Below are 13,075 nucleotides of genomic sequence, written 5' to 3' on the forward strand. Positions count from 1 at the left end.
GCACACGCACATTGCCTTCCCTATTCCCGCGCATGCTTTTCAAGGAAGGAGGGAACCAGCGGGTTATCGCGCTGGAGGGAATTCTTGCTGGGCAGTTGCGACACGTCCCATCCGCCACCAAGGTCGGCAATCAGCTTCACGCTGGCCAGCAGGCGGTTTTCCTGAATCTGCAATGCAGTTTCCTGATCCCCCAGCGCGGTCTGCTGGGTGGTGATGACGGTGGTGTAGATGGCGGTGCCAAAACGGTATTCATTCATCGACACATCAACCGCCTTGACTGCCGCACGCACGGCGGCATCCTGCTGGCTGGCCTGGTGTTCAAGAATACGCAGGCTGGAAAGCTGGTCTTCCGTATCCTGCAGGGCGGTCAGCACGGTCTGGCGATAGGTGGCAACCGCGTTGTCATAATCGGCATTGGCTTCCTGGACGGCCGCCGTCCGTGCGCCGCCTTCAAACAGCGTCTCGCTGCCCGCGGCACCTAGTGACCAGATCCGGTTGGCAACCTGAATCAGTGACTGGACCGGATTGCCGCTATAGCCATAGGCAGCGGACAGGGTGACATCGGGGTAGAAGGCGGCAATCGCGGCCCCGATTTCCGCATTGTATTCCTCCATCGCGCGTTCGGCGGCGGCAATGTCGGGGCGGCGTTGCAGCAGCGTCGCGGGCAGGCCGACCGGCACGGCCGGAATGGCCGCAGGCATGGCGGCGCGCGCAATGGTCAGATCGGCGGGCGCGCGGCCCACCAGCACCGCAATTGCATGCTCGTATTCCGACCGCGCCACATCCGTTGCGGTCGCACTGGCGCGGGTCTGGTCCAGTTCGGTTTCAGCCTGCAGTTCGTCGCCTGCATTCAGCGTGCCGCCCTCGTGCTGGTTGCGGATGATTTCAAGATTATGCGCATACAGCGCTGCCGACTGGTCCAGCAGCGACTTGAGGGATTCCTCATAGCGCATTTCAAAATAGTCCTGCGCCAGCTGCGACTGGTACGACAGGCGGGCATTGGCAATATCGGCGGCACTGGCCTGTGCGGCGGTCACCTGTTCCTGTATCTGGCGGCGGATCTTGCCCCACAGGTCCAGATCCCAGTCGGCACTCAGCTCGGCAGCATAGGTATTGCGCGTGGAGCCGGTGCTGTAGGTGGTGCCGCTGGTTGACGTCGCAGTACTGCCCTGACTATTGCGCGCAAAGCTGAGATCGCCGGAAAGCGTTGGATAGAGGCTGGCCTTCGCCGCATTCACCATGGCCCGCGCCTTGCGGTACTGGGCTTCGTATTCCTTCAGGTTCTGGTTGGACAGCGCCACCTGGTCCTCAAGCGCGTTCAGGGTGGGGTCATGATAGACCAGCCACCACTGGCCCTTTGGTATTGCCGCCATATCCGGCTGGCTGACGGTCCAGCCAGGGGCGGGTTGCAGTTCCTTGAACCGGGCCGAGATAACGGGCGCAGGGTGTTTATAGCGCGGGCCAACCATCAGGCAGCCTGACAGCGTGAGCGTCGCCAGCACGGCCGTCGTGCCGCGCAGGGCCGCGTGCAGACGGGCGGAAAGGGAAGAACGATACGGCATGGAACTGTCCTGATACGTCATCATGCTCATGAGGAGCGGGCAGGGCGCACGACGCGCGCAATGGCATGGAAAATGGCGGGAAGGCGCCGACGCCCCCACTGGCCCAGACGGTCGAGATACAGGTACACGACCGGCGTGGTGTACAGCGTCAGGATCTGGCTGAACAGAAGCCCGCCCATGATCGCGATGCCCAGCGGGCGGCGCAGTTCCGCGCCGTAGCCGTTGCCCACCACAAGCGGCAGCGCGCCCATGGCGGCGGCAATGGTCGTCATCATGATCGGGCGGAAGCGCAGCAGGCAGGCGGTATGGATGGCGTCCTGTGCCGGGCGGTTATGGTTGCGTTCCTCGGTAATGGCGAAATCCACCAGCATGATGGCGTTCTTCTTCACGATCCCGATCAGCAGGATCAGCCCGATCAGCGCAATCAGGTCAAACTCCTGCCCCAGCAGGTACAGCGCCAGCAGCGCCCCCACCCCGGCCGAGGGCAGGGTGGAGAGAATGGTCAGCGGATGGACATAGCTTTCATACAGGATGCCAAGCACCAGATAGACAGCACCCAGTGCCGCCACGATCAGCAGCGGTTCATTGCTCGCCGAACTCTGGAACTGGGCGGCGGTGCCGGCAAAATGCCCGTGCACGCTTGTCGGCACCTGCAGCCGGGCGATCTCCTCATTGATGATCCGCGTGGCATCGGACATGGAGGCACCGGACGCCAGGTTGAACGACAGCGTGGCCGCCAGCGACTGCCCCTGATGGTTCACACTGAGCGGCATGGTGGCGGACTGCATACTGGACACGACCGAAAGCGGGACCATCGTCTCCGCCGTAGACGACACGGCCGACCCGCTGGAGGCCCCGCTGCCACCGGCAAGGCTGTTCTGGATCTGGTTGGCGAAGGACTGGCTGCTGAGCGAGGATGCGGTGGTGGACGTGGTGGAGGCGGACGTGACCTTGATCGTATTGCTCTGCGTGCTGCCGCTGGCGGTGCCCCCTGATGTGCTGACCCATACCTGCTGCAGGATATCGGCATTGTCCCAGTATTTCGGCAGGACGTTCATCACCACCCGGTACTGGTTCAGCGGGTTGTAGATGACCGAAGCCGCACGCTGGCCAAAGGCGTCATAGATCGTGTTGGAGATCAGTTGCGGGGTCAGGTTCGTCCGCCCCGATACGTCACGGTTGATCATGACATTGGTGGAAAGCCCGCCCTGCTGTACATCCGATGAGACATCGCGCAGTTCAGCATGCTTCTGCAGTGCCGCCTGCAGGCGGGGAATCCAGTGATATAGTGTCGCCGCGTCATCGCTTTGCAATGTGTACTGATAGGCCCCGTTGGCCTGCCGCCCGCCTGAGGGCAGGAGGCTGGGCAGCATGGCAATGAACTGCCCGCCCACAAGATCATGCGTGCGGTGGGTCAGGTCGGCCAGTGTCTGGCTGATGGTGGTCCTGCGCTGTGCCTTGTCGATCAGGTCAATGAAGATATTGGCCTGGTTGCTGGAATTGCGGCCACCAACAAAGCCGGTCACGCCGGAGACCTGAGCGTTCTCCAGAATGTTCTTTTCCACCTGATCGACCTTCGCCAGCATCTCATCAAAGGAAGTGGCCTGATCGGCGACGAGATGCGCCATCATCATGCCGGTGTCCTCGGTCGGGAACAGGCCCTTGGGCATGAATACGAACAGCACGCCCATCATCCCGATGGTGACAGGCAGCGAAAGCAGCACCAGCCTGCGATGGCGCAGTGCCGTGGCCAGTGAGCGGCCATAGGCATTTTCCACATAAGCAAAGCCGCGTTCCATCCGCACGGAAAGGCGGGACCAGAAATTGGGCTTTCTGTCAGCCCGCGCGTCCCCCGATGGCAGGATCCGCGCACACATCATGGGTGTAAGCGTGAGCGAGAGCATCATGGAGACGAGTACCGTCACCGAAATGGTCACGGCGAATTCATGCAGCAGGCTGCCCATCAGTCCCCCCAGCATGAGAATGGGCAGGAACACCGCCACCAGCGAGATGGACACCGACAGCACGGTAAAGGCTACTTCCTGCGCGCCCTGCAGCACCGCATCGGCGCGGCTCGCCCCCTGTTCCATATGGCGGCTGATGTTTTCGATCACCACGATGGCGTCATCCACCACGAAGCCCGTCGCAATGGTCAGCGCCATGAGCGAGAGACTGTCGAGCGAATAGTTCATTAGCTTCATCACGCCAAACGTCGTGACCAGCGATGCGGGAATAACCAGGGCCGGCACGATGGTCGTGCGCGGCGAACGCAGGAACACCAGCACCACGCCCACCACCAGCAGCACCGACAGGACCAGCGTGCTCTTGGTATCGGTCAGGGCGGCCTGGATGGTGGCGGAACGGTCCATGCCGACATGCAGCTCCACATCGGCGGGCAGGGCGGCCTTCAGGGTCGGGAACTGCGCCCTGATCTGGTTGATGGTCTGGACCACGTTGGCCCCCGCACGCGGAAAGACAATGGCCAGAACGGCAGGCTTGCGGTTGAAGAAGCCACCATTTTCAACATTTTCCACCCCGTCGGTCACTTGTGCCACGTCCTCCAGCCGCACGGGACGCATGTTGCGATAGGCCACGATCAGACCCTTGAGGTCCTGCGCGCCATGAACCTGATCGTTGGTCTGCAGGATCAGGCGCTGCCTGCCGCGATTGAGGAACCCCTTGGGCGTATTGGCATTGGCGGAGGACAGGGCGGCACGGATATCCTCGAACCCGATGCCGTATTTGAACAGGGCGAGGGGATTGAGTTCCACCCGCACGGCAGGCAGCGCCGCCCCACCCAGCATGAGCTGCCCCACGCCACTGATCTGGGACAGATGCTGTTCAAGCACATTGGTCGCCACGTCATAGACCTGTGCGGGCGTTCTGGTGTCCGATGTAAGGGCAAGCACCATGACCGGCATGCCGGCGGTATTGGCTTCGACATAGGTCGGGTTCTGCCGCAGGGTGGCGGGCAGGTCCGCGCGGGCTGCCACGATGGCCGCCTGCACGTCACGCGCGGCGCTGTTGATGTCGCGGGAGGTATCGAACTGCAGGGCAATGCTGACCTGCCCGGTCACGGATTGCGATGTCATCTCGCTCAGCCCGGCAATCGTGCCCAGATGCCGCTCCAGGGGTTCGGCAATCGTGCTGGCAATCTGCTCGGGCGTGCCACCGGCCTGCTGGGCCTGCACCTGAATGACCGGCAGGTCCACATTGGGGAGATCGGATACAGGCAGCAGCCAGTAGCCGATGGCGCCGGCAATCATCATGCCGATCACGATAAGCGTGGTGCCGATCGGGCGCTTGATGCACAGGGCGACGATCGACATTTCAGCGTGCCTCCCCTGACGGCGTGGGTGGCGCGGACGTATGGCGGGCGCGGAAGGCAGCAAACCGCAGGCGCACCCGCTCCATGAACAGGTAGATGACCGGCGTGGTGAACAGGGTCAGCAACTGGCTTACGGCCAGACCGCCCACAATGGCATAACCCAGCGGGCGGCGCAGTTCCGATCCCGTGCCACTACCGATCACCATGGGAATGGCGCCCAGCATGGCGGCCAGCGTGGTCATCAGGATCGGGCGGAAGCGCAGTCGGGCCGCACGGGTTATGGACTGCACGGAATCCAGCCCTTCCACACGCTCCGCCTCCAGCGCGAAATCGATCATCATGATGGCGTTTTTCTTCACGATGCCGATCAGCAGGACGATCCCGATCACCCCCATCACATCCAGCCCCGAACCCGAGACCCACAGCACCAGCAGCGCGCCAATGGCGGCCGAGGGCAGGGTGGATAGGATGGTTAGCGGGTGGATGAAGCTTTCATACAAAACACCCAGCACGATATAGACCGCAACAAGGGCGGCCAGTATCAGCCAGGCCTCGTTGCTCATGCTGCCTGCAAACACGGCGGCCGTGCCCTGAAACGATGTCTGCATGGTGGCGGGCAGATGCAGTGATTTTTCCACCCGCGTGATGGCATCCGTCGCCGCACCGAGCGAATAGCCGGATGCAACATTGAATGAAATGGTCGATGCCGGAAACTGCGCCACATGGGTAATCAGCAGCGGCGCGGTGGATGCCGTCGTGCGGGTCACCATGCTCATGGGCACAAGGCCGGAGGAGGGATCACGGGTCGGGCCGGACGTACTTGTGGCCCCGCTGCCGCTGGCGGCCAGATACAGTTTGTCCAGTGCCTCGGGCGTGGTCTGCAGCGCGGGGTCGGCCTCCAGGATCACGCGATACTGGTTGGACTGGGTATAGATGGTGGAAATCTGGCGCTGTCCAAAGGAATCATAGAGCAGGTTGTCCACCGTTTCCGGCGTGACGGAAAAGCGCGCCCCCGTGGCCCGGTCCAGTGTCACGGTCGCGGCCAGCCCCTGCGCCTGCAGGTCGGACGTGACATCGGCCAGGGCCGGTTCCCTACGCAGGGCATCGATCAGGCGCGGGACCCATGTGGCAAGGCGGTTCGTATCGGAATCCGCCACCAGGAACTGGTACTGGGTGGCTGATACGTTGGTGTTCAGCGTCAGGTCCTGCACCGGCTGCAGGTAAAGCTGGGTTCCGGCTATGGTGGCTGTCTCGCGCTGGATGCGCTGCGCCACCTTTGCGGCCGAAAGGCTGCGCCTGTCATGCGGCGTCAGGTTGATTTCAAAACGCCCGCGATTGAGCGTGGTGTTGTCCCCATCCACGCCGATATAGGAGGACAGGCTGACAACATCCGCATCCTTCGCAATGGCTGCCCCCAACTGCTGCTGCAGGTCGCGCATCGCATCGAACGAGATGGAGGCATCCATGACCGATACGCCCTGAATGACGCCGGTATCCTGCTCGGGAAACAGTCCCTTGGGAATGACCACGACCAGCAGCCCGGTCAGCGCCAGCGTTGCCACGAACACGGCAAGGGTTGCGCGCTGGTGGCGCAGCACGCGCGTCAGCCCCCGGTCATAGGCATCGATAACCCGGACAATCAGCCGGTCGGTCGCCTGTGCCCAGCGCGGCTTGGTGGTGGCATGCGCCTTGTCCTTGAGCAGGCGCGCGCACATCATCGGCACGAGTGTGAGCGAGACCACGGCGGACAGGATGATGGTCACCGCCAGCGTCACGGCAAATTCATAGAACAGCCGCCCGATCACATCGCCCATGAACAGGAGCGGGATCAGCACGGCGATGAGCGAGATGGTGAGCGAGACGATGGTAAAGCCGATCTCGCCCGCGCCCTCCAGCGCCGCAGTCATCCGGTCGCGGCCCATTTCGATATAACGGGCGATGTTCTCGATCATGACAATCGCATCATCCACCACGAAGCCGGTGGAGATGGTGAGCGACATGAGCGAGAGGTTATCGAGCGAGAACCCCATCATATCCATTACTGCCAGCGTGCCGATAATGGACAGCGGCACGGACAGCGCCGGGATGACGGTGGCCGACGGGTCATGCAGGAACACGAAGATCACGCCCACCACCAGCGCCAGCGCCAGACCCAGTTCGAATTCCACATCTGCCACGGATGCGCGGATGGTGGTGGTCCGGTCGGTCAGCGGCGTGATGGTGACGCCACCGGGCATGTCCTGCTGCAGTGATGGCAGCGTGGCCTTGATGGCGTTGACGGTGTTGATGATGTTGGCCGAAGGCTGGCGTCGGATGTTCAGGATGATGGCCGGGGTCTGGTTCGACCATCCGGCAAGCTGGGTGTCTTCCGCCCCTTCCACCACCGTTGCGATATCGCGCAGCCTGACCGGCCCCTGACTGGTGTCGGACCAGCCCACCACCTGATTGAGTAACTGGTCGGTGCTGGAAATCTGGCTGTCGATATGGATGGTGCGGTTCAGCTTTTTGCCATTGAAGCTGCCGGTGGGGGAGTTGACGTTCACGTTGCCGATGGTGGTGCGCAGCGTATCAAGATCTATGCCCAGCGACGTGGCCTTGGGCACGTTCACACGGACGCGGTAAGCCTTCTTGTTGCCACCGGACAGGGAAACTTCACCCACGCCCGAAATCTCGCTGATCTTCTGCTGCAGGCGTGTCGTCACGTAATCCTGCACTTCGGGCAGCGACAGGGTGGTGGACGTGACCCCCAGGATCATGATGGGCGTATCAGCCGGATTGACCTTGGAATAGATGGGCGGCGCGGGCAGGGCACTGGGCAGCAGGGAATTGGCGGCGTTGATGGCTTCCTGCACCTCCTGCTCGGCAACATCCAGCGACGTGGTCAGCCCGAAGCGCAGCGTAATGACCGATGCCCCGGCCGAGGACTGGGATGTCATCTGGTCCAGCCCGGCCATTTCTCCCATCTGCCCTTCCAGCGGCGCGGTGACGGAGGTCATCATCACATCCGCGCTGGCGCCGGGGTAGAAGGTGCGGACCACGATGGTGGGATAATCCACTTCCGGCAGGGCGGAAATCGGCAGGAACCGATAACCGATCAGACCCGCCAGCATCAACGCGAACATGAGCAGCGTGGTGGCGACGGGCCGCTGTATGAAAAGACGGGAGAGATTCATTATCCCCCCTGCGTCGTGGTGACGGGGATGGTGACTTTCGCCCCTGCATGCAGGCGGTCGATGCCCGATGTCACCACCTGCTCATCCGCCTTCAGGCCGGAGGTGACAACGACCGTATCCCCCTGACTGACACCGGTTTTGACCAGACGCACGGCCACGGTGCTGTCAGGCTGCACTACATATACAAATGAACCATTGGGGCCTGACTGGATGGCGCTGGTGGGGGCAAGCAGCACATCATGTTCGGTATCAACCAGCAGGTGGGCATTGACGAACTGGTTGGGGAACAGGTCCTCGTCCCTGTTGGGGAACAGGGCACGCAGCCGGACCGTGCCGGTTGAGGTATCGATCTGGCTGTCCAGACTGCTGACCGTGCCATCGGTCAGCTTCGTGGTGTCCGTGCTGTCCCATGCCTCGACCGGCAGCGTCTTTGCAGTACGCAGCCGTTTCCAGACCATGCCCAGCTTGTCCTGTGGCAGGGTGAAGATGACCGAGATCGGCTGCATCTGCGTCAGGACCGCAAGGCCGCCGGACTGTGCCGCGGTCACGTAATTGCCCCGGTCCACCGCACGGATGCCCACACGGCCGCTGACCGGTGCGGTGATGTGGCAGTATTCGACATCCAGCCTGTAGGTATCGACCAGCCCCTGATCTGCCTCTACCGTGCCTTCAAGCTGCTTGACCTTGTACTGCTGGTCCTGTGCCGTCTGGGTATCGATACTGTCGCGTTTGAGCAGCTTCTGGTACCGGACATTATCCATCCGCGCCTCGTCAAGCTGGGCCTGATCGGCCGCCAACTGCCCGGAATACTGCTTCAGTTCCGCCTCATAGGGGCGGGGATCGATTACCGCCAGCAGATCGCCCTCATGCACTTCCTGCCCTTCGGTAAAGAGTACCTGCGTCAGATAGCCTTCCACGCGGTTCTGCACGGTTACGTTGGTGACGGGGATGACCGTACCCAGTTCGCTCAGCACGACCGGCATATCGCCCGTCCTGATGGTTGCCACGGATACCGGAATACCCGCATCCACCGTTTTCGTGGCCGCCTGCGCGCCATGCAGCGGATGCAGGCCGGTCAGGAACAGTGCTGTCAGCAGGCTCGCGCGGCGCAGGCCGCAATGCCTGGTCCGTGCCTGGTTCCTGCGCGCTGAAACGGCATCCTGCACCACATGGCACGACAGGCCGCCAGGCATGGTTGCAGGAAAGGGAAAATCGTGAACAGGCTGCATTTTCTACGGTCCGTCTCTGTACTGGCGGGGCCTTAATGGGTTGCCTGCGTATTGCCGTGCGCCTGCGCCGCCGTGTGCAGGTCAAGCGGCAGGGCAATGCGCACCAGCAATCCGTGTGGCTGGTTTGAATGGAAGGTCAGGCTGCCACGATGGCGCTGCACGATGTCATGGATGATCGACAGGCCCAGCCCCAGGCCGCCGTCCGGGCTGCGGGCGGGGTCCAGACGGGCGAAGGGCAGCAGCACGACATCGTGCATTTCAGGCGGAATGCCGGGACCGTTATCGGCAACCTCGATAATGGCTTCATGACCGCTCCGTCGTGTATCGACGCGCACTTCGCTGCCGAATTTGCAGGCATTGTCGATCAGGTTGTTGACCATGCGGGCCACGGCCACGGGCTGGCACAGGCAGGTCAGGCCCAGGTCGCCCTGACAGATCACGTTCCGGCCGATCGCCTCGAATTCCGCGCAGACACTTTCCACCAGCGCGCCGATATCGACCCGTTCGGCCGGTTCCGTGTCACCCTGGCCCTTCAGGAAGGACAGCGCCCCGTTCAGCATGCGGTTCATGAGCCACAGGTCGTTGCGCAGGGCCGAAGGGGAGGCGTCGGCCCCCCCCATTTCAATACGCATGGACAGGCGCGTCAGTGGCGTGCGCAGGTCATGACCGATTGCCATGAGCATGCGGGTACGCTCCTCGGCCGCGGCGGCAACGCGGGCCTGCATGCGGTTGAAAGCACGCGCGACGCGGCGCAGTTCCACCGGTCCCTGTTCGACCAGGGGTTCGGGCGTAATGTCGTAGCCAAAGGTTTCGGCCTTGTCCGCCAGCACCTTCAGCGGGCGGTTGATGCGCCACAGGCTCCATAGCGACAGGGTGCCCATGATGACCAGCATCGACAGGAACGATACGATCAGCGGCAGCGTCGCGCGCATGAGTTGGGGCAGATGATGATTGATCCCGTTATGGGCGGTAATGAATATCCCTTCACGGGGCATGTCGATATGGGTGGACGTCATGCCGCTGGAATCCGCAGCGCAGGTCGAGGCAATCATGACGACGTTCTGGTTGCCCGCCCGTGCCTGAAGGATACGGCGCAGCAGGATCGAGAAATGTTCGGTCGGGATAGGCGTGCACGCAAAGGGAGCGGTAGTACGAAACGAAACGTCCGGCGTTGACATACCCTGCGCAATGGCCTCGCGTATTTCGGGCGGACTTGCACGTAACGCATCAATCGCGGTTTCAAAGGCCAGTGCGTTTGGCCATGGCCCTTCAGGCAGCGGCGGCACGGTCGGACGTAACGCAAACACCAGAAAGGCGACAAAAAAAACGGTGACCATCATGCTGGAAATCACGATTGCGGCCATCTGCCCGTAAACGGTGCGGGGCAGCGGGGAAAACCGGGTTTTCATCAGTCGGCTGTCCCCTCATGCGGAACGGCCGGACCGGGGTCGAACACATAGCCGTCGCCGCGCACCGTCCGCAGCATTTCAAGCTGGCGGCCACCATGCGCCAGCTTGCGCCGCAGGCGGCTGACCAGCAGGTCGATGGTGCGTTCTTCAACCGCTCCCGGTGCATTATAAAGCAGTTCAATGATCCGCTGCCTGCTCAGGAGTTCTCCCGCATGGTTCCATAACAGCAGCAGAAGATCGGTTTCAGCGCCGGTCAGCGTCATGCGCACGCCCTCGGTGCTATAGAGTGCGCGTTTTTCCGGCATAAAGATCCAGTTTCCGAACCTGCAGCCCGGCTGTAAACCCGATGTGGGATAAGTGGGGGGGCTGGATGGACGACGCAGCACGGCCCGAATGCGGGCTGCCAGTTCACCGAGATCAAAGGGCTTGCTGATGTAGTCGTCTGCGCCCAGGTCAAGACCCGCAATACGCTCACGGACATCGGCAAGCGCCGTAACCATGATAATGGGGATGGCACTCCGCTTACGGATCAGGCGGCAGATGGCATGGCCACTTTCCTGCGGCAGCATGAGATCAAGCAGGACAATATCAGGCGTCCGCCGCGCGAGGATGACCAGCACCTCCGCCGCCGTCATGGCGGACGCGACCTCATAACCCTGCTGTGACAGGAAACGTGTCAGCAGGTTGCGGATATCCATGTCGTCTTCCACGACAAGAACGAAATTCTGTCCTTTGCCGACAGGGGCACCATCCGTTCCCTGGCTGTCCGGAAAATCATGGCCTGACCGCCCCGTTATCAATCTGAAACTCCGCACGGCTACATTCGCGTTCATTCGATGCCGTGAAGTATAATAAAGCCCTGATTACAGCCTAGAAAATAAAAAGGCAGCGGGGTGTTTATTTCAAAAATGATAAAAAGCGATTATGATGTTAAAATAAAATTCATCGCCCGCCTAACCGGCGTAATGCCACGCGCTGTATACGGTAAACGGACTGAGATCTCCCGGAATGTTTCTGTATGTACCGGGAATAATTGATATCCTGTGGCATATTATTGTAACAGAAACGATCATATCCGTTACAAAAAAGATTTACCCCTGCATGTGGAGGTGCCAGGCTATGTCCGAAAGTTCAGTCGTGCAGAAGCCTCTGACTGACCGAGTTCTCTGGAACGGGCAGGGACATCACGTCTTCCCGCAGGCTGATGCCTCTGTCCAACCATCTTTCCGGTTTGTTTCGGAAGAGATACCCAGCGACCATGATGATGAGTCGCTCCGGGTATAACGAGTTCCTCCGATCGCGACGGCTGTTTCCCAGAAAAATGTGTGAACGTGTCTTCTTGGCTCATAAATGGTTACGTCACCTGATCTCATGTCTGACTGGGAATATTTTCCACGATTTCCTAGGTCAATTCTATAAGACCCGCTCTTTAGATAGTCATTAGGGCGTGTCGTCAGTTAATTTCGAGGATGGCGGAAACGAGTTGCACTGCTGCGAGGAATGTTGACTGCAGCTTGTCGTAGCGTGTTGCAATGCCTCTGAACTGCTTCAGCCTGGCGAAGAAGCGTTCAATGATGTTTCTGTTTCTGTTTTTGTAGAGCTGAAAGCTGATTTTCCGTGGATTGCGTCGGTTTTTCCTTGAGGGGATAACCGGTATGATCTGCCGTGCTTCAAGCGTTTCAATGAGCGGATCGACGTCATAAGCCTTGTCGGCGATAAAGGCTTTGGGATCGACCCCATCCAGCAGGGGGCATGCTTCCATGATGTCCGCCCTTTGCCTGGGTGTCTGGGAAAGAACCACAGCCTTTCCCGCAGCATATGACATGGATTTTGTTGGTCAGTCTGCCACGGGATCGGCCGATAGCCTGATCCGCGCCCCTTTTTTACGGGCGCCCGCTCTATGCTGGTGAGCACGGACAATGGTGCTGTCGATCATTATGTATTCGTTGTCATGGTCAGCAGCCAGATGCCGGAAAATCCGTTCGATCACGCCGCCTTCGCACCAGTGACGCAGCCACCGGTGCACGTTCTTCCAGTCCCCGAACCGGGCAGGCAGATCACGCCAGGGAATGCCTGCACGGTAACGATACAGCACGGGGTCCACAAACAGGCGGTTATCGGCAGCCGTTCCGCCGACATGGCCTTCACGACCCAGGAGAAGATCTTTTATCCGTTCCCACTGGCTATCACTCAGGCCATATCGTCGCATTCATTCTCTCCCTGAAAACAGGGAGAAAACATCACAGATCAAACGGGAGTACAAGTCTCATGGCGCCAGATGCTAACTGACGACACGCCCTAGGGCCTGTTAGGGCTTGATCCAGTCTGCTGCGGCAGCGATGTGGATGACCGCGAGGAACGACGTTGCTGTTTT

Annotated in this window: 6 protein-coding genes and 1 pseudogene; all 7 read right to left on the reverse strand. The window is 60.9% G+C overall.

The genetic code is table 11. The features are described 5' to 3' along the window. Positions 1-20: 20 nt before the first annotated feature. The 7 genes and pseudogenes from HNH97_RS05755 to HNH97_RS05785 all read right to left on the reverse strand — a co-directional run bounded on the left by HNH97_RS05755 (position 21) and on the right by HNH97_RS05785 (position 12,910). On the reverse strand, positions 21-1,562 hold the full coding sequence (locus tag HNH97_RS05755) for an efflux transporter outer membrane subunit (RefSeq protein ID WP_244949330.1): 1,542 nt from the start codon (positions 1,560-1,562) through the stop codon (positions 21-23). A gap of 26 nt (positions 1,563-1,588) precedes the next feature. Further along, positions 1,589-4,891 (reverse strand): efflux RND transporter permease subunit, encoded by a 3,303-nt coding sequence (locus HNH97_RS05760; RefSeq protein ID WP_171790206.1) that lies wholly within the window; start codon positions 4,889-4,891, stop codon positions 1,589-1,591. Position 4,892: 1 nt separating this feature from the next. Continuing rightward, positions 4,893-8,063, reverse strand: coding sequence for an efflux RND transporter permease subunit (locus HNH97_RS05765; protein ID WP_171790207.1), 3,171 nt, complete (start codon positions 8,061-8,063; stop codon positions 4,893-4,895). Then, positions 8,063-9,292 carry an MdtA/MuxA family multidrug efflux RND transporter periplasmic adaptor subunit gene (locus HNH97_RS05770; RefSeq protein WP_244949331.1) on the reverse strand — a complete coding sequence of 410 codons (1,230 nt, stop codon included), beginning with the start codon at positions 9,290-9,292 and terminating at the stop codon, positions 8,063-8,065. Before HNH97_RS05770 ends, HNH97_RS05765 begins: the two co-directional genes overlap by 1 nt. Positions 9,293-9,324: 32 nt before the next feature. Beyond that, the gene (locus HNH97_RS05775) at positions 9,325-10,701 is read right to left on the reverse strand and encodes an ATP-binding protein (RefSeq protein ID WP_171790208.1); all 1,377 of its coding nucleotides are present in this window, start codon (positions 10,699-10,701) and stop codon (positions 9,325-9,327) included. Continuing rightward, a complete protein-coding gene (locus tag HNH97_RS05780; RefSeq protein WP_244949332.1) occupies positions 10,701-11,399 on the reverse strand; it encodes a response regulator transcription factor in 699 nt (232 codons plus the stop codon). The genes HNH97_RS05775 and HNH97_RS05780 overlap by 1 nt, the downstream gene beginning before the upstream one ends. A 755-nt stretch (positions 11,400-12,154) precedes the next feature. Beyond that, positions 12,155-12,910, reverse strand: a pseudogene (locus HNH97_RS05785) (IS5 family transposase). Between the last annotated feature and the right edge of the window lie 165 nt (positions 12,911-13,075).

Origin of the sequence: Gluconacetobacter entanii (genome assembly GCF_013155425.1) — a bacterium.
Classification (GTDB): Bacteria; Pseudomonadota; Alphaproteobacteria; order Acetobacterales; family Acetobacteraceae; genus Novacetimonas; species Novacetimonas entanii.

What these genes read in the sequence shown, in the direction of transcription:
- HNH97_RS05765 (WP_171790207.1), bottom strand. Translation starts at nt 8,063, where the DNA reads ATGAATCTCTCCCGTCTTTTCATACAGCGGCCCGTCGCCACCACGCTG.
- HNH97_RS05760 (WP_171790206.1), bottom strand. Translation starts at nt 4,891, where the DNA reads ATGTCGATCGTCGCCCTGTGCATCAAGCGCCCGATCGGCACCACGCTT.
- HNH97_RS05775 (WP_171790208.1), bottom strand. Translation starts at nt 10,701, where the DNA reads ATGAAAACCCGGTTTTCCCCGCTGCCCCGCACCGTTTACGGGCAGATG.
- HNH97_RS05770 (WP_244949331.1), bottom strand. Translation starts at nt 9,292, where the DNA reads ATGCAGCCTGTTCACGATTTTCCCTTTCCTGCAACCATGCCTGGCGGC.
- HNH97_RS05780 (WP_244949332.1), bottom strand. Translation starts at nt 11,399, where the DNA reads ATGGATATCCGCAACCTGCTGACACGTTTCCTGTCACAGCAGGGTTAT.
- HNH97_RS05755 (WP_244949330.1), bottom strand. Translation starts at nt 1,562, where the DNA reads ATGCCGTATCGTTCTTCCCTTTCCGCCCGTCTGCACGCGGCCCTGCGC.